The sequence below is a fragment of the Stenotrophomonas sp. STEN046 genome (assembly GCF_056759755.1).
This window is the reverse complement of record NZ_JBRRDR010000026.1, coordinates 1-25191: the sequence shown is the minus strand read 5'-3', so window position 1 is coordinate 25191 and position 25191 is coordinate 1. Positions and strand designations below refer to the sequence as shown.

The 25191-nt window shown below is 67.5% G+C and carries 21 protein-coding genes; 7 read left to right on the top strand and 14 right to left on the bottom strand.

What is annotated here, in order from left to right; all coding sequences use genetic code 11:
• Positions 1-52: 52 nt before the first annotated feature.
• The 4 genes from ACVOLJ_RS13075 to ACVOLJ_RS13060 all read right to left on the bottom strand — a co-directional run bounded on the left by ACVOLJ_RS13075 (position 53) and on the right by ACVOLJ_RS13060 (position 4170).
• Complete coding sequence (locus ACVOLJ_RS13075; protein WP_475280960.1) at positions 53-943, bottom strand: SPOR domain-containing protein; 891 nt, start codon at positions 941-943, stop codon at positions 53-55.
• Between the two features lie 21 nt (positions 944-964).
• Complete coding sequence (argS, locus tag ACVOLJ_RS13070; RefSeq protein ID WP_475280961.1) at positions 965-2653, bottom strand: arginine--tRNA ligase; 1689 nt, start codon at positions 2651-2653, stop codon at positions 965-967.
• A 114-nt stretch (positions 2654-2767) separates the two neighbouring features.
• Entirely contained in the window at positions 2768-3472 is a 705-nt protein-coding gene (gene radC / locus ACVOLJ_RS13065) for a RadC family protein (RefSeq protein WP_475280962.1), read from the bottom strand.
• A gap of 71 nt (positions 3473-3543) precedes the next feature.
• The gene (locus tag ACVOLJ_RS13060) at positions 3544-4170 is read right to left on the bottom strand and encodes a response regulator (protein ID WP_475280963.1); all 627 of its coding nucleotides are present in this window, start codon (positions 4168-4170) and stop codon (positions 3544-3546) included.
• A gap of 225 nt (positions 4171-4395) precedes the next feature.
• Here ACVOLJ_RS13060 and coaBC point away from each other — a divergent pair, with 225 nt between their 5' ends.
• From coaBC to ACVOLJ_RS13045, 3 genes are read left to right on the top strand one after another with little or no spacing between them, the layout of a single operon-like run.
• Positions 4396-5661 (top strand): bifunctional phosphopantothenoylcysteine decarboxylase/phosphopantothenate--cysteine ligase CoaBC, encoded by a 1266-nt coding sequence (gene coaBC / locus ACVOLJ_RS13055; RefSeq protein WP_475280964.1) that lies wholly within the window; start codon positions 4396-4398, stop codon positions 5659-5661.
• Positions 5658-6146, top strand: a complete 489-nt coding sequence (gene dut / locus ACVOLJ_RS13050; RefSeq protein ID WP_475280965.1) for a dUTP diphosphatase — start codon at positions 5658-5660, stop codon at positions 6144-6146. The genes coaBC and dut overlap by 4 nt, the downstream gene beginning before the upstream one ends.
• A gap of 12 nt (positions 6147-6158) precedes the next feature.
• Entirely contained in the window at positions 6159-8504 is a 2346-nt protein-coding gene (locus ACVOLJ_RS13045; protein WP_481564280.1) for a phosphomannomutase/phosphoglucomutase, read from the top strand.
• A gap of 67 nt (positions 8505-8571) precedes the next feature.
• Here ACVOLJ_RS13045 and ACVOLJ_RS13040 read toward each other — a convergent pair whose 3' ends face one another.
• The 8 genes from ACVOLJ_RS13040 to pyrE form a co-directional block, all read right to left on the bottom strand.
• On the bottom strand, positions 8572-9285 hold the full coding sequence (locus tag ACVOLJ_RS13040) for a response regulator transcription factor (RefSeq protein WP_475280967.1): 714 nt from the start codon (positions 9283-9285) through the stop codon (positions 8572-8574).
• Positions 9266-11926 (bottom strand): ATP-binding protein, encoded by a 2661-nt coding sequence (locus ACVOLJ_RS13035; RefSeq protein WP_475280968.1) that lies wholly within the window; start codon positions 11924-11926, stop codon positions 9266-9268. Before ACVOLJ_RS13035 ends, ACVOLJ_RS13040 begins: the two co-directional genes overlap by 20 nt.
• A 51-nt stretch (positions 11927-11977) precedes the next feature.
• Positions 11978-12622, bottom strand: a complete 645-nt coding sequence (gene kdpC / locus ACVOLJ_RS13030) for a potassium-transporting ATPase subunit KdpC (protein WP_475280969.1) — start codon at positions 12620-12622, stop codon at positions 11978-11980.
• A complete protein-coding gene (gene kdpB / locus ACVOLJ_RS13025) occupies positions 12619-14676 on the bottom strand; it encodes a potassium-transporting ATPase subunit KdpB (RefSeq protein ID WP_475280970.1) in 2058 nt (685 codons plus the stop codon). Before kdpB ends, kdpC begins: the two co-directional genes overlap by 4 nt.
• A 10-nt stretch (positions 14677-14686) precedes the next feature.
• Positions 14687-16396 carry a potassium-transporting ATPase subunit KdpA gene (gene kdpA, locus ACVOLJ_RS13020; RefSeq protein ID WP_475280971.1) on the bottom strand — a complete coding sequence of 570 codons (1710 nt, stop codon included), beginning with the start codon at positions 16394-16396 and terminating at the stop codon, positions 14687-14689.
• Positions 16397-16408: 12 nt separating this feature from the next.
• Positions 16409-16501, bottom strand: coding sequence for a potassium-transporting ATPase subunit F (locus ACVOLJ_RS13015; protein ID WP_005407770.1), 93 nt, complete (start codon positions 16499-16501; stop codon positions 16409-16411).
• Between the two features lie 175 nt (positions 16502-16676).
• On the bottom strand, positions 16677-17336 hold the full coding sequence (locus tag ACVOLJ_RS13010) for a hypothetical protein (RefSeq protein WP_475280972.1): 660 nt from the start codon (positions 17334-17336) through the stop codon (positions 16677-16679).
• 19 nt (positions 17337-17355) lie between these two features.
• Positions 17356-18015 carry an orotate phosphoribosyltransferase gene (gene pyrE / locus ACVOLJ_RS13005; protein WP_475280973.1) on the bottom strand — a complete coding sequence of 220 codons (660 nt, stop codon included), beginning with the start codon at positions 18013-18015 and terminating at the stop codon, positions 17356-17358.
• A 163-nt stretch (positions 18016-18178) separates the two neighbouring features.
• Between pyrE and ACVOLJ_RS13000 the strand changes: the two genes are divergently transcribed.
• The 3 genes from ACVOLJ_RS13000 to ACVOLJ_RS12990 all read left to right on the top strand — a co-directional run bounded on the left by ACVOLJ_RS13000 (position 18179) and on the right by ACVOLJ_RS12990 (position 20588).
• The gene (locus ACVOLJ_RS13000) at positions 18179-18979 is read left to right on the top strand and encodes an exodeoxyribonuclease III (protein WP_475280974.1); all 801 of its coding nucleotides are present in this window, start codon (positions 18179-18181) and stop codon (positions 18977-18979) included.
• Positions 18976-20280, top strand: coding sequence for an AmpG family muropeptide MFS transporter (locus tag ACVOLJ_RS12995; RefSeq protein ID WP_475280975.1), 1305 nt, complete (start codon positions 18976-18978; stop codon positions 20278-20280). The genes ACVOLJ_RS13000 and ACVOLJ_RS12995 overlap by 4 nt, the downstream gene beginning before the upstream one ends.
• A gap of 77 nt (positions 20281-20357) precedes the next feature.
• A complete protein-coding gene (locus ACVOLJ_RS12990; RefSeq protein ID WP_475280976.1) occupies positions 20358-20588 on the top strand; it encodes a hypothetical protein in 231 nt (76 codons plus the stop codon).
• An 86-nt stretch (positions 20589-20674) separates the two neighbouring features.
• Here the strand turns inward: ACVOLJ_RS12990 and ACVOLJ_RS12985 are convergent, their stop codons facing one another.
• Complete coding sequence (locus tag ACVOLJ_RS12985; RefSeq protein ID WP_475280977.1) at positions 20675-21802, bottom strand: anhydro-N-acetylmuramic acid kinase; 1128 nt, start codon at positions 21800-21802, stop codon at positions 20675-20677.
• Between the two features lie 64 nt (positions 21803-21866).
• A complete protein-coding gene (locus tag ACVOLJ_RS12980; protein WP_481564279.1) occupies positions 21867-23339 on the bottom strand; it encodes a peptidoglycan DD-metalloendopeptidase family protein in 1473 nt (490 codons plus the stop codon).
• A 167-nt stretch (positions 23340-23506) separates the two neighbouring features.
• On the opposite strand from ACVOLJ_RS12980, the gene tyrS reads away from it, so the two are divergent.
• Positions 23507-24718: a tyrosine--tRNA ligase gene (gene tyrS / locus ACVOLJ_RS12975; RefSeq protein WP_481564278.1), complete on the top strand. Its 1212-nt coding sequence runs from the start codon at positions 23507-23509 to the stop codon at positions 24716-24718.
• The last annotated feature ends 473 nt before the right edge of the window (positions 24719-25191 follow it).

Genomic DNA, 25191 nt, shown 5'->3' with positions numbered 1-25191 from the left:
CGGAAACAAAAAAGCCGGGCAATGCCCGGCTTTTTCATTCGGATCGGCAGGCTTACTGTGCCTTGATCGCCATCGCCTGCAAGCCGGTGCCATCGAGCTTCTGCTTGGCTTCGGACAACTCGCCGGCACTGCCATACGGCCCCATGCGCACGCGATACACGGTCTTGCCGTTGATCTGCGCCGACTCGACACGTGCGGCCAGGCCCATCATCGCCAGTTTGGCCTTGGTTGCCTCGGCATCGCCGGAGGCACCGAACGCGCCTGCCTGCAGGATGTAGCGGGCGTTGTCGGCCGGTGCAGCCGTTGCCGCCGGGCTGGTGGCAGCCGGCGCCGCTTCACTGCGAGCAGCAGGGGCAGCGGCAGCAGCGCTGCTGGCGGGCGCTGCGGTGCTGGCCGTGGGCGCGCTGGCCACCGGGCGCTCACTGACCGGCGTCGGCAACGGCCGGCTGGTTGCGGTCACCGGTGCGGTGCTGGCCACGCTTGCGGTCGCAGCCGGAGCTGCAGCCGGGGTGGCCGGTACCGGCTTGCCTTCCAGCGCAGCCTGGGCGCGCTGGGCTTCGGCCTTGGCCCGGCGCTGATCCTCGGCACGCGCGCTGGCGGCCAGTTCAGCATCGGACATTTCCACTTCCTTGCCCGGCAGCAGGGTATAGAAGTCGTACTGGGTGGCGGCCGGCTTTTCCGGTTCAGCCGGCTTCGGCGTGGCCGGCTGCGCGGTGGGCTGGGTACCGACATCGCTGTCGGTATCAGCAACCGGTGCCGGCTGCGCGTTGGGGTTCGGCTGCGGACCTGCGCGCAGGAACCCATCACCATCGCCCTTGAACAGGTTCGGCGCCGCCAGGAACACCACGGCCGCGATCGCCACGCCGGCCACCAGCCACACCCATCCGGGCGTGCCTTGGCTGCTGTTGCGTCGAGCCTGTGTCTTGCCGCGTCGTGCTGCCATGTCTACTGCGTCTCCTGAGGCTTACATTTTTTCCGGGGCACTGACGCCCAGGAGGTCGAGTCCGTTGGCCAGCACCTGGCGCGCTGCGCAGGCCAGGGTCAACTTGGCATTGCGATCGGTCGCGTCGTCCACCAGCACCGGCGTCCCGTGATACCACGTGTGGAAGGCGTGCGCCAATTCGCGAAGGTACTGCGCGACCAGGTGCGGTTCCAGCGCCACGCCGGCCGCTTCCACCACTTCCGGGTAACGCGAGATCTCGTTCATCAGGGCCAGCGATGCGTCGTCGGCAAGGCGGCCCAGGTTGGACAGCCCGTTGCCCTGTTCGTACACCAGGCCCTTCTCCTGTGCCTGGCGCAGCAGGCTGCAGACACGCGCATGCGCGTACTGCACATAGAACACCGGGTTGTCGTTGCTCTGCTGGCGGGCCAGGTCGATGTCGAAGGTCAGCTGCGAATCGGGCTTGCGCGCGATCAGGAACCAGCGGGTCGCATCGCGGCCGGCTTCTTCGATCAGGTCGCGCAGGGTGAAATAGCTGCCGGCACGCTTGGACAGCTTCACTTCCTCGCCGCCGCGCATGACGGTGACCATCTGGTGCAGCACGTATTCCGGCCAGCCCTGCGGGATGCCCACTTCCATCGCCTGCAGGCCGGCGCGCACGCGCGCCAGCGAGCCGTGGTGGTCGGCGCCCAGTTCGGTGATCGCACGTTCGTAGCCGCGCTGCCACTTGGAAAGGTGGTAGGCCACGTCCGGCACGAAGTAGGTGAAGGTGCCGTCGGACTTGCGCATCACGCGGTCCTTGTCGTCCCCGAAGTCGGTGCTGCGCAGCCACAGCGCGCCACCTTCCTCATAGGTATGCCCCGAGGCCTGCAGCTTGGCGACCGCTTCAGCCACCTTGCCGTCGGCGTACAGCGAGCTTTCCAGGAAGTAGATGTCGAAGTCGACCCCGAACGCGGCCAGGTCCAGGTTCTGCTCGTTGCGCAGGTAGGCCACGGCGAAGCGACGGATCGCCTGCATGTCCTCGGCATCCTTGGCACCGACCACCGTGGTGCCTTCCAGCTCAACGCTGGCACCGGTCATGTAGGCGCGGGCCACGTCGGCAATGTAGTCGCCACGGTAGCCGCCTTCCGGCCAGCCTTCCTGGTCCGGAGCGATGCCCTTCACGCGCGCCTGGGTCGACAGCGCCAGGTTCTCGATCTGCACGCCGGCGTCGTTGTAGTAGAACTCGCGCTTGGCGTTCCAGCCGTTGGCATCCAGCACGCGCGCCACGCAGTCACCGATGGCCGCGGCGCGGCCGTGGCCGACATGCAGCGGGCCGGTCGGGTTGGCCGAAACGTACTCCACGCCCACCGTGCGGCCATTGCCGGACAGGTTGCGGCCGTAGTCGGCCCCTTCCTTGATGACCGACGCCGCTTCACGCTGGTAGGCGGCCGGTGCCAGGTGGAAATTGATGAAGCCCGGTCCGGCGATCTCGACCTTGCTGACGTCTTCGCTGCGCGGCAGTGCTTCGACCAGCGCCTGCGCCAGTGCGCGCGGGTTGCTGCGCGCGGCCTTGGCCAGCAGCATCGCGGCATTGGTGGCGAAGTCGCCGTGGTCACGGGTCTTCGGGCGCTCGACCACGAAGTCCGGCGGCAGGGAGTCGGCGGGCAGGGTGCCATTGGCGCGCAAGGCTTCGATGCCTTGGCTGATCAGGGCGCGGAGGAGATTTTTCACGAGGCCTGCTGTGAGAATGAGCGGCGGAATCGCCCATTTTAGCGCAGATGTCGGCAGCAACGCTGACCGCGCCCTGCCTGCCTGGTCGCGCCCGATCCTTTACGTCTGCGGGCCTCAACCGAACAGGCGGGCCTGGGACTGCGGGAGCAGACCCCGTTCAGCAAACGAAACGGGCCGTCCCTCGCCCACCACGAAGTGGTCCAGCAGGCGGATGTCGACCAGCGACAGCGCGCGCTGGAGTTCCTCGGTGATCTGCGTATCGGCTGCCGACGGTTCCGGGTCGCCGGAAGGATGGTTGTGGCTGAGGATGACCGCTGCCGCGTTGTGCAGCAGGGCCCTGCGCACGACTTCGCGGGGATAGACCGGGGCGGCGTTGATGGTGCCGGCGAACAGTTCTTCGCAGGCGATCAGCCGATGGCGGTTGTCCAGGAACAGCACGACGAACAGTTCCCGTGCCTGCCCGCGCAGGCGGTGCTGCAGGTAGCGCCCGACCGTGGCCGGGTTGCTGCCCACGGCCTCGCCGTGCTGCAGCTCAGCGGCCAGATAGCGGTGGGCCAGTTCCAGCCCTGCGGCCAATGTGCAGCTGCGCGCCGGCCCCAGGCCCGGCAGCTGTGCCAGTTCGCCGGCGCTGCGGGCCAGCAGCACCCGCAATGGTCCATGGGCCAGCAGCAGGTCGCGGGCGGTCTGTACCGCATCCCGGCCGCCAACGCCGGAACCCAGGAACAGCGCCAGCAGTTCGGCGTCGGAGAGTGCTGGCGGGCCTCGGCTCAGCAGCTTTTCGCGGGGACGTTCCTGTTCGGGCCAGTCGTGGATGGGCATGGCCACCATCATGGCGATCCCCGCCTTCGGCTCCCATAAGTCCTTGCCGTCCCTGCGGGTCGGCCAACACCTCACATGCGCCGGCTCTGCAGGTAGTCGTACAGCTCCTGGTTGTTGTCCAGCCCGAGCTTGCGCATGGCTTCGGCCTTCTGCCGGCTGATCGTCTTGGGGCTGCGCCCGATGCGATCGGCCACCGCGTTGATGTTCAGGCCGTCGGCCAACAGCTGCAGCACTTCCTGTTCACGCGCCGACAGCGTAGCCGGTGGGTGTGGGAACAGCAGGTCGCGGGACTGCAGGTGGCGACGCAGCTGCTGGGACACGAAGACCTGCCCGGCCATGGCGGCATGCAGGGCCTGGGGCAGCTCTGCGAAGTCGGCGCTCTTGTCGACCAGGCCCTGTATGCCATCGCGCAGCAGGCCATCGAGCAGCCCCGGGTGACGGGTGCCGGTCAGCACCACGACAGGAAGGTCGGGGTGGCGTTCACGTACGACCTTCAGCAGTTCGGGACCATCGGGGCCGGCACCTGGCATGGAAAGATCGGTCAGCACCGCATGGCAGGGCTGGTCGAGCAGCAGTTGCAGCAGGCCGGCGCCATCGGCTGCCGCGCCGGCGACTTCCATCTGGTGGGTTTCAAGCACGATGCGGATGCCGTGCAGAACGACCGGGTGGTCGTCGGCAATGATGATGCGCGGTTGCACGGAAGCTCCTCGAAAATCAAATGGCTCACCTCGGTGGGCCGAAGACGATTCTGCGGAGCGGGGGTGCCGAGAGGTATAGGAAAGATCCGAATCGCCGTGCGGAAAAGCCGGAAAACGGTGTCATGCCAGCCCCATGTGCTGATAGCCGCCCGCTATGTGCTGCATGCACCAGGCGCCTGCCAGCCTTCGGGTAAGCTAACGCCCTCGTTTGCACAGGAATTCCAGGTGGCTGACTCCCCCAACGCTTCCCCGACGCGGATCCGCGCGCTGGAAGGCCAGAAACTGCTGTTGTGCGTGGGCGGCGGGATCGCGGCGTACAAGGCTCTGGAACTGGTGCGACGCCTGCGTGATGCCGGTGCCCTGGTGCAGGTCGCCATGACCGCGGGGGCCCAGCAGTTCGTCACTCCACTCAGCTTCCAGGCGCTGTCCGGCCAGCCCACCCGCACCACGTTGTGGGACAGCGCGGCCGAGCAGGCCATGGGCCATATCGAACTTGCCCGATGGGCCGATCGCATCGTGATTGCGCCGGGCACGGCCGACCTGTTGGCACGCCTTGCCCACGGGCACGCCGATGATCTGGTCAGCACGTTGTGTCTGGCCAGCACCGCACCGCTCACGGTCTGCCCGGCGATGAACCATCGCATGTGGCTGCATCCGGCCACCCAGGCCAACATCACCCTGCTGCGCCAGCGTGGCGCGCAGGTCATCGGGCCGGTGGACGGTCCACTGGCCGAGGGCGAGTCCGGCCCGGGCCGGCTGGCCGAGCCGGGCGACATCGTGGCTGCGCTGGCAGCCAGCGCCGGTGCCGCCGGGAACGTGTCCGCCGCACCGGAAACCCTTGCGCTGCAGGGCCTCCGTCTGCTGATCAGTGCGGGGCCGACTTACGAGGACATCGACCCGGTCCGTTACGTGGGCAACCGCAGCAGCGGCAAGATGGGCTTCGCGCTGGCCGCCGCCGCCGCTGCGCTCGGTGCGCAGGTGGTGCTGGTCAGTGGACCGGTGCAGCTGCCAACCCCGCCCGGCGTGCAGCGCATCGATGTGCGTTCGGCCGCGCAGATGCGCGAGGCGGTGCTCGGCGCGTTGCCGGCGGACATCTATATCGGCGCCGCGGCCGTTTCCGATTACACCCCGCGCCAGGTGGCCGCGCAAAAGCTGAAGAAGACCGCCGACAGCCAGTCGCTGGTGATCGAGCTGGTGCGCACCCCCGATATCCTGGCCGAGGTGGCCGCGCAGACACAGTCGCTGAAGCTGGTGGTCGGCTTTGCCGCCGAGACGCACGACGTGGAGAAGTACGCCCGTGGCAAGCTGATCGACAAGCGTCTGGATCTGGTGATCGCCAACCAGGTGGGCATCAGTGGCGGTGGTTTTGAAAGCGACAACAATGCCGCCACTGCCTTCTGGCAGGACGGCGAACAGGTATTCCCGGCCACTTCCAAGCGTGAGCTGGCCGAACAACTGCTGGCGCTGATCGCGCGGAGGCTTCAGGCATGACCCAGGCAAGTGCCCACCCGGTGTTTTCCCCGCAACCGCTGCAGGTGAAGCTGCTCGATCCGCGTTTCGGCGACAGCTGGCCGCTGCCGGCCTATGCCACCGAAGCCAGCGCCGGCATGGACCTGCGCGCCGCGCTGGAAACCGCGCTGACCCTGCAGCCGGGCGATACCGCGCTGGTTCCCAGCGGCCTGGCCATCCATATCGCCGATCCGCAGCTGTGCGCGGTGATCCTGCCGCGATCGGGCCTGGGCCACCGGCATGGCATCGTGCTCGGCAACGGCACCGGCCTGATCGACGCCGATTACCAGGGCCCGTTGCTGATCAGTGTCTGGAACCGTGGCCGTGAGGCCTTCACCATCGAGCCGGGCGATCGCATTGCCCAGCTGGTGATCGTGCCGATTGCCCGCGTCAGCCTGCAGGTGGTGGATACTTTCACCGACAGCGTGCGGGGAACGGGTGGATTCGGCCATACCGGGGTGCGTTGACAGGGGACATCGATGAGCGGCATCGGGGAAGCACAGCGGGGAAAGTCGTTGGGACGCAGTGCGCCATTGCTGGGCGTGCTGCTGGTGGCGCTGGCCGGATGGTTTGGCTGGAGCGCGGTACAGCAGTGGCGGCAGGTGGCCAGCGGGGAAGCGCTGGAACAGGCACGTGACCAGGCCGTGCAAGGCCTGCAGCAGGCCGCCTCCGGCCAACTGCAGCAGTTGCAGCAGCACCTGAAAGGCGACCGCGTGCAGCAGGCATTGCAGGCCGGTGATGCGGCTGCCGCCGCACTGGCACTGCGTGAAAGCTGGACCGGTGTCGAGCAGGTAGAGGTGCTGGGTGCAGACCTGGCGGCGGGTTACGCCGCCCCTGCGACGTTCGGCTATGCCCGATTGGCGCTGCTCGAAGCGGCACTGGCCGATGGCAAGGCGACCCTGCGCGTGGTCCGCGATGGCGGTGGCAACCGCCTAGGTCTGGCCGCGCCGGTTCAGTTGGCCGGTGTGGGACCGGCGGTGGTCTATGTCCGCCAGCCGCTGCTGCGGTTGACCGCCCCGCTGGACCAGGTGCAGGCCCCCGGCAATGGTTTTCTGGCACTGCGCCAGGGCGCGCACAACATCGTGGTGCAAGGCGATGCGGGCCTGTCCGAGAGCGCCGAGGCAATGGCACGTCCGGTCGCGGGCACGCCGTTGCGGCTGACCGCCGCAGTGCCCAACGTGGAACCCGGCCCGCTGGGGCTGGGGGGGCTGGCCAGTGCGATCGTGGCGTTGCTGCTGGCGTTCATCGCGGTGCTGCTGGTGGTGGGCCGTGGCCGACTGCCGAAGGCGCTGCCGCTGCCCAGTCGACGCGGCACCGCAGCCGAGGCCGATCACGGCCCGACGCTGCGCGAGAGCCTGCAGAGGGAGCCACCGCCGGTGGCCGATGCTGCCGCGGCCGATGCCACGCCGCCGCCGCCACCCGTACCCGCAGAGGAACTGGCAGCCGGCATCTTCCGTGCCTACGACATCCGCGGGCTGGTGGGCAGCGAACTGACCGCCCGGACTGCAGCGTTGATCGGCCAGGCCATCGGCACCGTCGCCCTTGAACAGGGATTGCGCGAGGTGGTGATTGGTCGCGACGGCCGCCTGTCCGGTCCCGAGCTGTCGGCCGGTCTGGCCGAGGGCCTGCGGCGTGCCGGCTGTGCGGTGATCGATATCGGCCTGGCACCAACGCCGGTGGTGTATTTCGCTGCCTTCCACCTGCGCACCGGTACCTGCGTTGCAGTGACCGGCAGCCACAACCCGCCGGACTACAACGGCTTCAAGATCGTCATCGGCGGCGAAACACTGTCCGGCGATGCAATCACCGATCTGTACCAGCGCATCGTCGAAGGCCGACTGGTGCAGGCTGCAGAGCCCGGTGACTACCAGCAGCGCGAGGTGGCCGCCGATTACATCCAGCGCATCGCCGATGACGTGCAGCTGGACCGACCGCTCAAGGTGGTGGCCGATGCCGGCAACGGCGTGGCCGGTGCCTTCGCGCCGCAGCTGCTGGAAGCAATCGGCGCCGAGGTCATCCCGCTTTACTGCGATGTCGACGGCACCTTCCCCAACCATCACCCCGATCCCAGCGAGCCGGCCAACCTGGAAGACCTGGTACAGACGGTCAAGCGGTTCGGTGCCGACCTGGGCGTCGCCTTCGATGGCGACGGTGATCGTCTTGGCGTGGTCACCGGCGAAGGCAAGATCATCTATGCCGACCGGTTGTTGATGCTGTTTGCCGCCGACGTGCTGATGCGCAACCCGGGCGCGATGGTGATCTACGACGTGAAGTGCACCGGAAAACTGTCCGATCACGTGCTGTGCAACGGTGGCAGCCCGCTGATGTGGAAGACCGGGCATTCGTTGATGAAGGCGAAGATGCGCGAGACCGACGCCGAACTGGCCGGTGAGATGAGCGGCCACTTCTTCTTCAAGGAACGCTGGTTCGGTTTCGATGATGGCCTGTATGCCGCTACGCGCCTGTTGGAGATCCTCGCCCAGCGTGAGGAAACTGCCGATGAGGTGCTGGCGGAACTTCCGGAAATGGTGGCCACGCCGGAACTGAAGGTGCCGGTGGCAGAGGGTACGCCGCACGCGCTGGTGGCGATGCTGGTGGCTGCAGCGCAGTCGCCGGACAACCCTTACGTGGGTGGCCGCCTGTCGACCATCGATGGTCTGCGGGTGGACTTCGCCGACGGCTGGGGCCTGGTACGTGCCTCCAACACGACGCCGGTGCTGGTGCTGCGCTTCGAAGGCAACGACGAGGCCGCGCTGGAGCGCATCCAGTCGCTGTTCCGCAGCCAGCTGCAGCCCGTGCTGGGCGATACCGCACTGGGCTTCTGAGGCAGGGCCGGGCTGCGCCCGGCACAACGATCCGCTTTGGTGGGTGCCGACCGTCGGTCGGCACGCCTTACCCCTTGAACCGCAAGCCCACCCCGGGTTCGGTGAACAGGTAGCGTGAATCCAGCGCCGAATCGCCCAGCTTGTGCCGCAGTTTTCCGACCAGGATGCGCAGGTAGTGGGTGTCGTGCTGGTGGGTCGGTCCCCAGATTTCCTGCAGGATCTGCGGCTGGGTCACCACCCGTCCGGCATTGCGCAGCAGCAGCGAAAGCAGTGCGTACTCCTTGCGGGTCAACGCCACCGGTTCGCCATCCAGCGCTACTTCACGCCGCACCAGGTCCACGTGCAGGTGGCCATCGTCGAACAGCGGCGGGGTGCCGTCGCTGGGCACGCTGCGCGTGCGCAGCAGCGCCCGCACCCGCGCCATCAGTTCCTGTGTACCGAACGGCTTGGTCACGTAGTCGTTGGCGCCGTTGTCCAGCGCGCGCACCTTCTCGGTTTCGCCGGCACGCACGGTCAGCATGATCACCGGCACCTGGCTCCACTCGCGCAGCTGCTGCAGCACCTCATGCCCTTCCATGTCCGGCAGGCCGATGTCCAGGATCACCAGGTCCATGTCTTCGCTGGCCGCCATCTGCAGGCCTTCCTGGCCGCTGGCGGCCTGCCGCACCTGGTAGCCCTGCGCGCGCAGGCTGATGTCCAGGAACCGGCGGATCTGGGTTTCATCGTCGATCACCAGCACGCGCGGGGCGGGCGTGCTGGCATCAGTCGGGGTCGGGCTCATCGTGGGCAGCTGGCTTGAGCAGGGGCAGGGTGATGCGGATCAGGGTACCGCGACCGTCACGCCCGGGCAGCGCCTGCACGCTGCCACCATGCGCGCCGATCATGCCCTGGCAGATGGTCAGGCCCAGGCCGGTGCCATGGCGGCCGCGGTCACCCCGTTCCACGCTGTAGAACATGTCGAAGATGCGCGCGCGTTCGTCATCGGGAATGCCGGGGCCGGCATCGATCACGTCGATCCGCAGCTGGCCATCCAGTTCGCGTGCCAGCACCTGCACGGCGGCATCGGCCGGCGAGAACTTGGCCGCGTTCTCCATCACATTGAAGACGGCCTGTTCGACCAGTGCCGGATGCACCCAGATCGGTGCCAGCGTCGCTGGAATATCCAGTTCCAGCCGCACCTTGGGCTGATAGCGCTGCAGGCGACGCGCGGCCGAACCGATCAGTTCGTCCACGCCGATCCAGTCGCGGTTGATCTTCAACCCTTCGTGGCCCAGGCGGGTCATGTCCAGCAGGTTCTGGATATAGCGGTCCAGGCGTTCGCCTTCCACCAGGATGGTGTCCAGCAAGGCGCGCCTGTCGGCCTGGTCCATCGCGGTGCCGTAGCTGGCCAGGCTGTCGGCCGAGCCGATCATCGCCGCCAGCGGCGAGCGCAGGTCGTGCGAGACCGAAGACAACAGGGCCGAGCGCAGCCGTTCGGTCTCGTTGCTCACGTGCGCCTGTTCCAGTTCGGCCACCAGACGTGTACGCAGCGCGGCCTGGGCGATGTCATCGACCATCGCTTCGGCCAGCTGCCGCTGTTCGGGCAGCAGTCGCGCCTGCGCGCCGGGCAGGTACAGGCCGGCTACCCCGATCGCGCGGTCCTCGCCATCCAGCAGCGGCAGGAACCACCACTGCGCACCCGCGAGGGTATCGGTGAAGCGTCCACTGGGCTGGCCATGGCGCAGCGCCCAGTCGGCGGCGGCAAGATCCGTGTCACCGGGCTGGCTGCGACCACCGGCAGCGGTGTCGGTGCCGATCCGCAGCCATGCTGGAACATCCATCGCCTGTTCCAGCGCCAGCCTGCCGGCCTGTGCCACTTCGCCATTGCCGGCCGCGCTGGCCAGCTGCCGGCCCAGTTGCTGGCGCGCACGCGCATGGCGGTTGGCCGCGCGCAGGGCGATCACCTGCATGCGCAGGCGCGATGCCAGGCGTCCGGCCACCAGTGCGGCGGCCAGGAACAGGAACACGGTGATCACGCCCTGGCGCGCGCCGATGGCGAAGGTGAATCGCGGCGCGATGAACAGGAAGTTGTAGGCCAGGAAGCACAGGATCGCTGCCATCACCGCCACGCTGGCGCGGGTGCGTGCGGCCACCAGCACCACGGCCACGATGAACACCATCGACAGGTCGGCCATGCCCACCCAGCGTTCGACCAGCCATGCCACCGCGCAGGCCAGGCCGGTGGCGACCAGCGCCTGCAGCGGCTCGTGGCTCATGCCGCGCATCGGCGGCAGCAGGCCTTCGCGGCGCGAGCGCGCCCGCGCCTGCGGCGTGCTGATGATGGTGATCTCGTAGTGCGCACCACGCTGGATCAGCTGCTGGGTCAGGGTGCGGTTGAACATGCGCGCCAGCGGCCGTTCACGGGTGCGGCCCAGCACCAGGGTGGATACGCCGTTGTGCGCGGCATGGTCGAGCAGGGCATCGGCGATGCTCGAACCATGCAGCAGTTCGGCCTCGCCACCGAGGCGGCGGGCCAGTGCGAACGCTGCGTCGATCTCGCGCCGGGTCGCTTCGTCCTGGCGTCGCCCCTGCACGGTTACCACCGTCCACGGCGCGTCGCGGCGTTCGGCGATGCGTCGCGCGACCCGCACCAGGTACTCGCTCTGGCCGCCGCCATCAATGGCCACCAGCACGCCACGCCGCAGCGGCAGGTTGCTCTCGCCGCGTGCGGCGCGCGCTTCGCGCAGGCTGCTGTCGACGCGGTCGGCGGCCTCCTGCATCGCCAGCTCGCGCAGCGCGGTCAGGTTGGCCGGGGAGAAGAACGCCTGCAGCGCCTGCGCCGCCTGCTCGGGCACATAGACCTTGCCCTGCTGCAGGCGGGCAATCAGCTCACGCGGTGGCAGATCGACCAGCACGATGTCGTGCAGGCGATCAAGCACGACATCCGGGACGGTCTCGCTCACGCGCACGCCGGTGATGCGCATCACCACATCGTTCAAGCTTTCCAGATGCTGGATGTTCACCGTGGTCCAGACATCGATGCCCGCGTCCAGCAGCTCCATCACGTCCTGCCAGCGCCGTTCATGGCGGCTGCCCGGGGCATTGCGATGCGCCAGCTCGTCCACCAGCACCAGCGCCGGATGCCGTGCCAGCACGGCATCCAGATCCATCTCGTGCAGCTCGTGACCGTGGTAGGCCACATCCTTCAATGGCAGTTGTGGCAGCCCCACCAGCAGCGCCTGGGTATCGGCACGGCCGTGGGTTTCCACCAGTCCGACCACCAGGTCAACGCCGCGGCGCAGCTGCTCCTGGGCACGGGTAAGCATGGCGTAGGTCTTGCCCACGCCGGGTGCCGCGCCCAGGAACACGGTCAGCTTGCCGCCCGCCTCGCGTTGCAGTCCTTCCACCAGGGCATCTGCCTGGCGGGTTCGCACGTCAGTCATGGGCGCCGCTGTCATGGTCGCCATTGTGCGCGCTGCGGGTGCACGCCTGCATCACGGTGTGGCTGCGGCATGGTCCAGCGCGAAGTTCAGCGTCACCACGTTCACCCGCGGCTGACCGAACAGGCCCCACTGGCGCCCTTCGGTATGTGCCTTCACCAACGCCTGCACGCGTTCGACCGGCAATCCGCGCGCACGCGCCACGCGCGCGACCTGCAGCTGTGCCGCTGCAGGCGACACCTGTGGATCAAGTCCGCCGCCCGACTGGGTGACCAGGTCGGCCGGTACCTGTGCCGGTGCCACGCCTTCACGTGCGGCCACCGCAGCGGTGCTGGCGGTCACGCGCGCGGCCAGCGCCGGGTTGCTGCGCGCCAGGTTGGAGCCGGCGGCTGCCATCGGGTCGTAGTTGGCCGCCGACGGGCGCGCCTGGAAATAGCCGTCACCGCTGAAGGGCTGGGCCAGCCACGCCGAGCCACGCACCTGGCCGCTGCCATCGCGCAGCAGGCTGCCTTCGGCCTGCGCCGGGAAGGACAGGCCCGCGAAGCCGGTGGCGATGCCGGCGTAGACCGCACCGGCCAGCAACAGGGTGGCCAGGCCAAGGCCGATGGCCGGGCGCCAGCGCGCGTCATCCTGCAGCGTGACCACGCGTGCCCCGGTCATCAGATCGCGGGAACGGGAAGGAACAGAAGAACGGTTCATGTGCCGGATACCATGACAAGGAAGAGATCGATCAGCTTGATCGCCGCGAACGGCAGCAACACACCACCGAGGCCATACACCAGCATGTTCCGGCGCAGCAGCGCGGTGGCAGTGGCCGGGCGGAAGCGCACGCCACGCAGGGCCAGCGGGATCAGCGCGGGAATCACCAGGGCATTGAAGATCAGCGCCGCCAGCACGGCGTTGCGCGGGCTCGACAGCTGCATCACGTTCAACGCGGCCATGGCGGGCACGGCGGCGGCAAACAACGCCGGCAGGATCGCGAAGTACTTGGAAACATCGTTGGCCAGGGAGAAGGTGGTCAGCGCGCCGCGGGTGATCAGCTGCTGCTTGCCCACTTCCACCACCGCCAGCAGCTTGGCCGGGTCTGAATCCAGATCCACCATGTTGCCGGCCTCCTTGGCCGCCTGCGTGCCGGAGTTCATCGCCAGGCCGATGTCGGCCTGCGCCAGCGCCGGTGCATCGTTGGTGCCATCGCCGACCATCGCCACCAGCCGGCCGCCAGCCTGTTCGGCACGGATGCGCGCCAGCTTGTCCTCCGGCCGTGCCTCGGCGATGTAGTCGTCGACGCCGGCTTCGGCTGCGATCGCCGCTGCGGTCAGCGGATTGTCGCCGGTGATCATCACCGTGCGGATGCCCATCGCCCGCAGCTGCGCGAACTTCTCGCGCATGCCGTGCTTGACCACGTCCGACAGCTCGATCACGCCCAGCACGTGGCGACCTTCGGCCACCACCAGCGGGGTGGCACCGTTACGCGCCACCTGCTCCACGCGTCCGGCAAGTTCAGCCGGCACAGTGCCGCCCAGCGCCTGCACGTGGGCACGGATCGCATCGGCCGCACCCTTGCGGATCTGCCGGCCATGCTCCAGGTCCACGCCGGACATGCGGGTCTGCGCGCTGAATGCCAGGTACTCGGCACGATCCGGCTCGGCGGTTGAACATCCCTGTTCGCGGGCCAGGCGCACGATCGACTTGCCCTCGGGGGTCGGGTCGGCCAGTGAGGACAGCAATGCCGCTTCGCGCAGCTGGTCGGCATCGATCCCGGCCAGCGCGTGGAAATGACTGGCCTGGCGGTCGCCGTAGGTGATGGTGCCGGTCTTGTCCAGCAGCAGCACATCGACGTCGCCGGCCACTTCCACCGCCTTGCCCGACTTGGCCAGCACGTTGGCGGCCAGCGCACGGTTCATGCCGGCAATGCCGATGGCCGGCAGCAGGCCGCCGATGGTGGTCGGGATCAGGCACACCAGCAGCGCGATCAGCAGCAGCGGATCCACCTTCACGCCGACCGAGGCGCCAATGGCCGGCAGCGTTGCCACCACTACAAGGAAGGTCAGCGTCATTGCTGCCAGCAGCAGGGTCAGCGCGATCTCGTTCGGGGTCTTCTGGCGGTTGGCCCCTTCCACCAGCGCGATCATGCGGTCCAGGAAGCTGTGGCCGGGTTCGGCGGTGACCCGCACGATGATCTGGTCGGACAGCACCTTGGTGCCGCCGATCACGCCGGAGCGGTCGGTACCGGCCTCGCGCAGCACCGGCGCCGATTCACCGGTCACCGCCGCTTCGTTGATGGTGGCCAGGCCCTGCACGATCTCGCCATCGGCCGGCACCAGCTCACCGGCGCTGACGATCACATGGTCGCCCGGGCGCAGCTCGGCGGCCGCTACCTGCGTTTCGGCGGCGCCCGGCTGCGGCGCCGCCAGTCGGCGTGCCACCAGGTCCTGGCGCGCTCGCCGCAGCGATGCGGCCTGGCCCCGGCCGCGCGCTTCGGCCACCGCCTCGGCGAAATTGCCGAACAGCACGGTCACCAGCAGGATCGCGGTCACCGCCAGGCCGAAGCCCAGCGGCGCATTGCCGGTCAGGGTAATGATCGCCGCCACGATCGTGCCGGCCATTACCACGGCCATCACCGGGCTGCGCAGCAGGTGCATCGGCGACAGTTTGCGCACTGCTTCGACAAGCGCGCGGCGCAGGCCGGCAGCATCAAGCAGGGCAGGGCGGGCAGCGTGGGAACTACGGGGTGCGGTTGCGTGACTACTCATGGGGGTGTCCTCAGTGCAGTCCCAGGCTCAGGTGATCGGCTATCGGGCCGAGTACCAGCGCCGGCATGAACTGCAGCACGGTCAGGATGACGATCAGCGAGACCAGGGTCAGCGCGAAGGTCGGGGTTTCGATCTGCAGGCTGCCGGCAGACTCGGGCGCCTGGCGCTTTGCAGCCAGCTGTGCAGCCACCACCAGCGGAATGATCAGCAGCGGGAAGCGGCCCAGCAGCAGCACCAGCGAACAGCTCAGGTTCCACCACAGCGTGGCGTCGCCCAGCCCTTCGAAGCCCGAGCCGTTGTTGGCATAGGCCGAGACGTACTCGTAGAACACCTGGCTGATGCCGTGGAAGCCGGGGTTGGAGGTGCCCGCCAGGCCCGGCACCGCCAGCGTGATGGCGGTGAACACCAGCAGGGTGATCGGCTGCAGCAGCACCAGCAGGGCCAGCAGGCGTACCTGCGGCGTTTCCAGCTTGCGGCCGAACAGTTCCGGCGTGCGCCCGGTCATCAGCCCGGCCAGGAACACGCCCAGCAGCAGGTACACGATGAACTGCTGCAGGCCGCAGCCGATGCCGCCCCATATGGCGCTGACCAGCATGTTGACCATCGCCAGGCCGCCGCTCAGCGGGCTCAGCGAATCATGCATGCCGTTCACCGAACCGTTGGAGACCTGGGTGGTCACCGCCGCCCACAACGCGGTGCCATCGGCGCCGAAGCGCACCTCCTTGCCCTCCATCAGCAAGGGCGTGGCTGCGCTGGCGCTATGGCCCTCGCTCCACACCATCGCGCCGGTGGACAGCAGTGACATGCCGAGCATGCAGCTGAACACCAGGACGCCGAAACGGCGCCGCCCGGTGAACGCGCCGATCATGAAGATCACCGCCATCGGCACCAGCAGGATGCCGATCACTTCCAGCATGTTCGACAGCGGGGTCGGGTTTTCCAGCGGGAAGCTGCTGTTCGGGCCGTACCAGCCGCCGCCATTGGCGCCCAGCTGCTTGGCGGCGACCATCGCCGCCACCGGGCCCAGCGGCAGCTTCTGCTGCGCCATGCCCGAAGCCGCATCGATCGGCGTGGCCTGCGGTCCGCCCGCCAGCGTCGAGGGAACCCCCTGGCTGGTCAGCAGCAGCGTCCATACCAGGCACAACGGCAGCAGGAAGCGCACGCACAGGCGCACCACGTCGGCGTAGTAGTTGCCCACGGCCACCTGGCGGTCATCGCCGGCAGCATCCGTCGCTGTGGCCTTCGGCGCAGGCCAGAACAGCGCACGCAGGGTGGCCACTGCCAGCGCCAGCCCCATCATCGGCGTCACCACCTGCAGGCCGGTGATGCCGGTCATCTGCGAGAAGTAGGACAGTTGTGCCTGGCCCGAGTAGTGCTGCTGGTTGGTGTTGGTCAGGAACGAGATCATCGTGTGCAGCGCTGTGTCCCAGCGCATGTTCGGGATCTGGTCCGGATTCAACGGCAGCCACGCCTGGGTCATGAACACGGCCTGGGTCAGCACCGCGACCACCACGTTGCTGAGCACGAACGCCAGCACGTAGCCACGCCAGGACATCGAACGCGTGGGATCGACGCCGAGCACCTTGTACAGCGGCTTTTCAATCCAGTGGAACAGCACGTCGACCTTCATCGGCGTGCCGCGCATCACCCGCGCCAGGTAGAGGCCCAGCGGCCACGCCAGCACCAGGCTGGCGGCAATAATGGCAAGAATTTCAGTCATGGCAGGCTCCGCTCAGAACGACTCGGGCCGCAGCACGACATACAGAAGATAGGCGGCGGCGACCAGCACCAGCACGCCACACAGCAACGACAGCCAGGGGGACATGGAATACGAGACCTGGTGGAACCCCTCCACCTCAGGCCGTCATCGTCGTCCCACCCCCCATAAACGCACTACGCGCCGGACCGGGCCGACGCGTAAAAAGTGCATAAATTCGTGGCCCGCTGCCGTAACCGGGGCCTTGGGGGGCGCCGGGCCATTCCCGGCGTGGGGAGCGGTATCAGCCCGCCGGTGCGGCCGGCACCAGCCCCTTCAGCTGCCGATAGCGCTGCAGGCTGCTCTCGATCTCCAGCTTCAGCGCCTGCTGCTGCTGTTGGAAACTGGCCAGCAGGCGTTGCTGCGACTGCAGCTGCGCATGCCGCTGGGCGATCGCCCCGGCAGGCTTTTCGCCCACCTGGGCACCGGCCAGTTCGCGGTCGCCGGCGGCGGCCAGCAGGGCCACCAGCGAATCGCGCAGGCTGGCCACGTTGTACTGGGCGGTCTTGAGGTTGTTGTCCAGCACTTCCTGGCGATCGGCGAACACACGCCGCAGGGCGTCCTCGTCACCGTAGGTGGTCAGCATCGCCTGCTCGGTGCGCTGCCGGGTCTGTTCGGCCATCTGGTCCAGCTGCAGCTGCGCCGCTGCCGTACTGGCAACGGCGCGTTCCTCGTCGCTCAACGCGCGCTGCACCTGCGCATTGCGCAGGCCGCTGCGCGCATTGAACTCCTCACGCGCGTTGTTCACCGCGTCGGCCGGCAGCGCATCGCTGCAGATCCGCTCCTTGCCCTCGTTCCAGCAGTACAGCTTCTTGTCGGCGGCCTTGCCGCCGGACTGGGCCAGCAGCGTGGCCGGGATCGCCAGCAGCAGGCCGGCGGCAACGATGGCAGGAACTCGGAACATGCGACCTTCCCCCTGGCGGTCAGCGTGTGGAACGGACACCGTACTGGGCGCGATAGGCCTCCAGCGGCTGCCGGTAGCCCACAAGTTCCGGATTTCCGGAGGCGAAATCAAGCAGGTCGGCCAGCGTAGCCACTGCAATCACCGGAATCCCTGCCTCTTCGGCCACGGCCTGGGCAGCGGAGCGGTGGTCGGTGTCCGAGGCGATCTCCTGTCGGTCCAGGGCCACCACGATGCCTGCGGGGATGCCACCGGCGGCGCGGATGATCGCCAGGGCCTCGCGGATGGCGGTGCCAGCGGTGATCACGTCGTCGACAATCAGCACACGCTTGCCGGTCATGTCGGCGCCGATCAGCTGGCCGCCTTCACCATGGTCCTTCACTTCCTTGCGGTTGAACGACAGCGGCAGGTCGCGGCCACGCTGGGCCAGCTCACAGGCCATCGCGGTGGCCAACGGGATGCCCTTGTAGGCCGGCCCGAACACCACGTCGTACTTGATCCCGCTGGCGTCGATGGCGTCGGAATAGCACGCGCCCAGCTGCGACAGCAGGGAGCCGGAGTCGAAGCGACCGGCGTTGAAGAAATAGGGGCTCAGCCGGCCGGACTTGAGGGTGAACTGGCCGAAGCGGAGGGCATCGGCGGTCAGGGCCAGCTGCAGGAAACGGTGACGGTGGTCGCTCATCAAAACTCGATTCATCTTCATTTGGAGCGCAAATCCTAATCCAGCTGGACATTTCGCGCTCGCCAGAGGCCTTCACGCGCGCGCCGGCCGGCGCCTCCATGGGCTGCTCAGCCCGGCAGGCAACCGGTATGCTTGCCCGGTTTCCCGCCGTAGGTTCTTCCGCATGCGCATCATCAGTTTCAATGCCAATGGCATCCGCTCGGCCGCCACCAAGGGCTTCCTCGACTGGTTCCGCGCCCAGGACGCCGATGTTCTCTGCATCCAGGAGACCAAGGCCCAGGAAGACCAGCTGACCGACCCGATGTTCCGCCCGGATGGCCACCACTGCTTCTACCGCGATGCCATCACCAAGAAGGGTTACAGCGGCGTGGCCATCTACAGCAAGCGCGAGCCGGACCAGGTCATCACCTCGTTGGGCTGGGCTCCGTTCGACGATGAAGGCCGCTACATCGAGGCCCGCTTCGGCAACCTCAGCGTGGTCTCCTTCTATATCCCCTCGGGCAGCTCCGGCGACCTGCGCCAGGGTTTCAAGTTCGAAGTGATGGAGTGGCTGCGGCCGATCCTCGAGGAGTGGGCCCGCAGTGGCCGCGACTACGTGCTGTGCGGCGACTGGAACATCGTCCGTTCCGCACTGGACATCAAGAACTGGAAGTCCAACCAGAAGAACTCCGGCTGCCTGCCCGAGGAACGCGACTGGCTCAACGCCCTGTGCGCCGACCACGGCCAGGCCACCGACGTGGTCACCGGCCGCGGTTGGGCTGACGCCTATCGCCTGTTGCATCCGACCGGCGAGGACTACACCTGGTGGAGCAACCGTGGCGCGGCCCGCGCCAACAATGTCGGTTGGCGCATCGACTACCAGTTCATCACCCCGGGCCTGCGCGACCGCCTGCGCAGCTGCTCGATCTACCGCGACCAGCGCTTCTCCGACCACGCACCGTTCATCGTGGACTACGACCTGTGACCGAGGCTGCCAAGCCGGCCGGTTACAAGGGCTGGGCCGGGATCAAGCGTGCGTTCGGCACGCCGTCGGCACTGACCATGGCGCTGCTCGGCTTCGGCAGCGGCCTGCCCTTCCTGCTGATCGCCTCGCAGACGCTGTCCACGCGCCTGCGTGATGTCGGCCTGGATCTGGGCAGCATCGGCCTGATCAGCCTGGCCAGCTTTTTCTACCTGCTCAAGTTCGTCTGGGCCCCGCTGCTGGACCGGTACGCGTTCCCCTTGCTGGGTTTCCTGGGCCGCCGCCGCTCATGGCTGCTGGTCTCCCAGATCCTGGTGCTGGTGGGCCTGGTTGCACTGGCGTTCGTGCGGCCGGAGCAGGGCGTATGGCCGTTGGTCGCCTGGGTTCTCGTGGCGTCCTTCGCAGGCGCCACCCAGGATTCGGTGGTCGACGCCTATCGCATCGAGATCGCGCCGCAGACCGCGCAGGCAGCATTGGCGGCCACCTACACACTGGGCTATCGCATCGGCCTCATCCTGGCCGGCGCCGGCGCCCTGTACCTGGCGCAGTTCGAAGGCTGGATCATTGCCTACCTGGCGATGGCCACGCTGATGATCGTGCCGATCATCACCACCCTGTTCTGTCGCGAGCCCGAGCGCCCGGCCAACGCTGTCCAGCGCCGCATCGACATCGCCGAAGCCTTCGTGCAGCCGATCACCAGCTTCTTCACCCGCAACGGCATGGCGCTGGCGCTGGCGTTGCTGGCGTTTGTCGGGTTCTTCAAGTTTCCGGACCAGGTCATCGGCGTGATGGCCGGTCCCTTCTATCTGGATTCGGGCTTCGACAAGGCAGACATCGCCACCGTCTCCAAGCTGTTCGGCGTCTGGATGGGCATCGGCGGGGCCTTCCTCGGCGGCATCGCCGTGGCTGCCTTCGGTTTCCGCCGGATGCTGCTGGTCGCGGCCCTGGGCGTGGCGCTGTCCAACCTGGCCTTCCTGCTGATGGCCCACAACCCCGGCCAGCTGTGGGCGTTCTATGCAGCGCTCAGCGCCGACAACCTGTTCCAGGGCTTCGCCGGCACGGTGCTGGTGGCCTTCATGTCCTCGCTCACCGATCGCAACTTCACCGCTACCCAATACGCGCTGCTGGTATCGCTGGCCAACCTGCCGGGCAAGTTCGTCGGTGGCGTCTCCGGGTACATCGTGGAAGCCACTTCCTACAGCACCTTCTTCATGCTCAGTGCGGTCACGGTGGTGCCGACCATGCTGCTGCTCATCTGGTTGTGGCCGCGCATCCTGGACAGGGGGCCGTCGCCCGCCGCCTGATTGCCTGACCGCCCGGTCTGCGGGATCATCGCCCCGACGCGCCGAGGGGGCGGTGCCTTGCGAACGGGGAAGTGAGCATGGCCGACGTAGTGCTGCGGGATCTGGACCCGCTGCTGCTGGAACGCATCAAACGGGTCGCGGTTGCCCGGGGCTGGACCCACGAACAGACCTGCGCGGCGCTGCTAGAGCAGGGCCTGTTCAGCAGTGAACTGGAGGTCCGATCCGGCTTCGGCGATCCCGAAGTGGACGCCCTGTCTGCCGCCATCGCCGCGCTGCAGGCGATGCCCGCAGGGCAGGGCTTCGACTGAGCTGATGCCTGGTCGCCGCGATACCTGCCCGGCGGGATGCTGCCGACGGGGTAGCGCCGGGCCATGCCCGGCGGATGTAGCCCCGCTCACGCCAGGTGGATTGCCCCCAGAACCCGCGGCCCCTTCGCTCCGGTCACGCTCGGCAGGTTGCCTGCCAGTCCGTCCATCGTGCGCTGTGCCAGCCAGGCAAAACCCATCGCTTCCACGTACTCCGGGTCCAGCCCGTGCAGCGCCGTGGACTCGATGACAACGCCCGGCAGCCGTGCCACCAGCCGTCGCATCAACTGGGCGTTGCGCACGCCGCCGCCGCACACCAGCAGCCGTCGGGTATCGCGCTGCTGCGCCAGCAGTGCATCGGCCACCGTCGCCGCGGTCAGTTCCAGCAGCGTCGCCTGCACATCGGCGGCCGCGTACTGGCCTTCTTCCATGTGCGCCTCGGCCCAGGGCAGGTGGAACTGCTCACGCCCGGTGCTCTTCGGTGGCGGCAGCGCGAACCATGGGTCCGCGCGCCAGCCTGCCAGCAGGCTGTCATCCACCGCACCACTGGCCGCGAAGGCGCCGTCGGCGTCGAAGCTGCGCCCGGTGTGACGCTGGCACCAGGCATCCATCAGGGCATTGGCCGGGCCCGTATCGAAGCCCAGCACACGTCCATCGCGTGGAATCAGGGTCAGGTTGGCAATGCCCCCCAGGTTCAGCACGGCGCGATCCTCGTCGGCCGCACCCAGCATGCCCAGATGGAAGGCCGGCATCAGTGGCGCGCCCTGTCCACCGGCGGCGATGTCGCGTCGGCGGAAGTCGCACACGGTGGTGATCCCGGTCAGTTCAGCAATGCGGTTGCCATCGCCCAGCTGCACGGTGAAGGCCGGATCGGCCAACGGTCGGTGGCGCACGGTCTGCCCATGCGAGCCGATTGCGCGTACCCGGGAGCGGTCCACGCCGGCGTCGGCCAGCAGTTGGTTGGCGGCATCGGCAAAGCTGATCGCGATCCGCGCGTCCAGTTCGCCAAGCTCCTCCAGCGACTGCAACGCGCCGCCCTCACCCAGTGCCACCAGCCGCGCCCGCAGCACCGGTTCCCAACGCGCGGTCAGCCCATGCACGAAGCGGCACCCCCCTTTGCCCGGAAACTGCACGAGTGCGGCGTCGATGCCATCGGCGCTGGTGCCGGACATCAGGCCCAGATAGAGGGGGAGGGACGGGTCGGCAGCTGTGTTCATGGCGGGCATAAAAAAAGGACACGGCAAGCTTGGGCTGCCGTGTCCTCCTTCGTCAACGCAGGGCTCAACCGCGCTTGCGGCCCGGCGCTGCCTTGTCCTTGGCGCTGGCCACCTCGGTGGTGGCCGCTTCGCGGCTGCTCGGGGCCGGGCTGGCGTCGGCGTAGATCAGCTTCTCCATGCCCTGGATGCGTGCCATCGCCGGTGCGGTCTGTGCGCGGAAGGCCACCAGCTCGGCGCCCTTCAGCGGTTCCGGCGGCGGCATGGTCACCGTCAGCGGGTTGCGGTGTTCGCCGTTGACGCGGAATTCGTAGTGCAGGTGCGGACCGGTCGCCAGACCGGTCGACCCGACATAGCCGATCACCGTGCCCTGGGCCACGCGCTGGCCGTTCCGGATCCCGGCAAAGCGCGACATGTGGCCGTACAGGGTAGTGTGCCCGCGGCCGTGGTCGAGGATCACCACGTTGCCATAGCCGCGCTGGGTGCCGACGAACTGCACCCGCGCGTCGCCGGCGGCCATGATCGGGGTGCCGGTGCGCGCGGCGTAGTCCACGCCCTTGTGCATGCGCATCTTGCCCAGCACCGGATGCTTGCGCGCGCCGAAGGTCGAGCTCAGGCGTGCGAACGGGATCGGCATGCGGATGAAGCTCTTCTTCAGCGAACGGCCGCTGATGTCGTAGTACTCGGATTTGCCGTTGCGGTCGAAGCGGAAGCCGGAATAGGTCTTGCCGCCGGTAGTGAAGGTCGCTGCCAGGATCTTGCTGGTATCGACCTTCTCGCCCTCGCGCCAGGTCTCATCCATCACCACGCTGAAGCGGTCGCCCGGCTGCAGGTCCTTGGAGAAGTCGATGTCGTACTTGAAGATGTCGTCGGTCATCGTCGCGATCGCCGACGGCGACAAGCCGGCACGGCGCGCGGCCGCATACAGCGAACTGGTGATCTCACCACTGGTGACCACCGTGCGCGTGGACGTCTCGCGCTTGGTCACTTTTTCCTTGATGTCGTCGCCGGTCAGGCTCAGCTCGACGCGGTTGTCGCCATCGCGATCGAAGCGGATGCTGCGCAGGTCGCCGGACAGCGGCATGTCGAAGGCGATCTCGGCGCCCGGGCGCAGCTTGGTGAGCGATTCACGTGCACCGGGGTGCTCCAGCACGCGGTGCAGGGTGGTGGCGGGAATGCCGGCCTTGTCGAACAGGTCGCTCAGGGTCTGCCCGCGCTGTACCCGCAGTACCTGCCAGCTGTCGCCGGGGATCTGCTGCTGGCGGGCCATTGCCAGCGGCGGCAGCGGCAGCGCCAGGCTGGTATGGCCGTCGGCGTAGGGAGCATCGATGGTGTGCGAGAAGCCCGGCACGATCGTGGCCACCAGTGCGCCGATGGTCACAAACAGGCTGGCGTGCATCCAGTGACGCCTTGTCCAGCGCTCGTTGAATGCGGCAGGTAGGTGTTGCCTCAGCTTCCGGTGCAGGGCGTTGTCGTGCAGGACGTGGAGTCGTTCCTGGAAGCGCTGCTTGCGTGCGCGGCCGTGTTCGGAATTGAGCATCAGATGTCGGTCTCTGGCTGGCCCGGGAACGCGGGCCTAAACGCCGGTAACATAGACACCTAACAAATTCGCGTCAAACCCTTGTGCCTATTGGCTTTTGTGAAGCCGATCGGGTTAACTTCGCTTTAACACCCCACATAAGAAACGGCGTTGCCGGGAGTAGTCACGTGTCCTCGATTGAAGAAGCCCTTGCCCTGATCGGCCGTGGTGCCGACGAGATCCTCAAGCTGGAGGATCTGCGCGCGCGCCTGCAGGAAGGCCGCCCGCTGCGGATCAAGGCCGGCTTCGACCCCACTGCGCCGGACCTGCACCTGGGCCATACGGTGCTGCTGAACAAGCTGCGCCAGTTCCAGGACCTCGGCCACCAGGTCATTTTCCTGATCGGTGACTTCACCGGCATGATCGGCGACCCCTCCGGCAAGAGCCTGACCCGCAAGCCGCTCAGCAAGGACGACGTGCTGGCCAATGCCCGTACCTACGAGGAGCAGGTCTTCAAGGTGCTGGACCGCGACAGGACCGAGGTCCGCTTCAATTCGGAGTGGTTCGGCAAGATGGGCGCGGCCGACATGATCCGCCTGGCTGGGCAGCACACCGTGGCGCGCATGCTCGAGCGTGACGACTTCGCCAAGCGCTATGCGGCCCAGCAGTCCATCGCCATCCACGAATTCCTGTACCCGCTGGTGCAGGGCTACGATTCGGTGGCCCTGGAAGCGGACGTCGAACTCGGCGGCACCGACCAGAAGTTCAACCTGCTGATGGGCCGTGGCCTGCAGGAACACCACGGGCAGAAGCCGCAGGTGGTGCTGACCATGCCGCTGCTGGAAGGACTGGACGGCGTCAACAAGATGTCCAAGTCGCTGGGCAACTACATCGGCATCAGCGAGCCGGCCATCGACATCGTCACCAAGACCATGAAGGTGGACGACGCCCTGATGTGGCGCTGGATCGAGCTGCTGTCCTTCGATATCAGCCAGGCCGAAGCCGTGCAGCTGCGCGAGCAGGTGGCCAGCGGCAGCCTGAACCCGCGCGTGGTCAAGCTGCGTCTGGCACGCGAGCTGGCGACCCGCTTCCACGACGCCGCTGCGGCTGAACAGGCGGTTGCCGGTTGGGAAGCGGCGGTGACCGGGCAGGGCGATATCACCCAGCTGCCGCTGCAGGACGTGGCGATCCCGGCCGAAGGCCTGCGTATCGCCGCGCTGCTGACTGCCGCCGGCCTGACGCCAAGCAACTCTGAAGCCAACCGCAAGCTCAAGGAGCGTGCAGTGAAGGTGGACGGTGAAGTGGTGGAAGACGGACAGCAGGTGCTGCAGCCCGGCTTTGAAGGCCTGCTGCAGGTGGGCAAGCGCACCTTCGCCCGCGTGCGCCTGGTCGCTGCCTGATAGGAAGAGGGGGCCGGCGCAGCCGGCCCCCTCTTCCTCTTGTTGTAGAGCCAAGCCCAAGCTTGGCTGCCTCTGCTCTCCGCGGAACACCCACCGCACAGGCGCTCGCATGAACGGATGCAACATCCGTTGAAAAAAGTTGCCACACCCCCTTCACAAATGCCGCGGATAGGGACATACTTTCCCTCCCCCGTCGCAGGGGTCGCCAACAAGGGGCTTCAGCGACACAAGGGACGCCACCACCGCCGAACGAGATGATCGAACGAAAGGTGTTGACGGACTGAAAAAGTCCGGCATAATAGGCGGCTCGCTACGAAGGAAACTTCGCGGCACACGGGAACGGCGCTGAGGCCACTTCCCCAGATCTTTGAAAGTATGCGCAGGTATCTTGTGAAGGCGCCTGCAGGAAGGATGATTGTCCATCTTGCAGACGTTTGATCAAGCAACTATTAATTGTTTTAAAGCAAGCGATA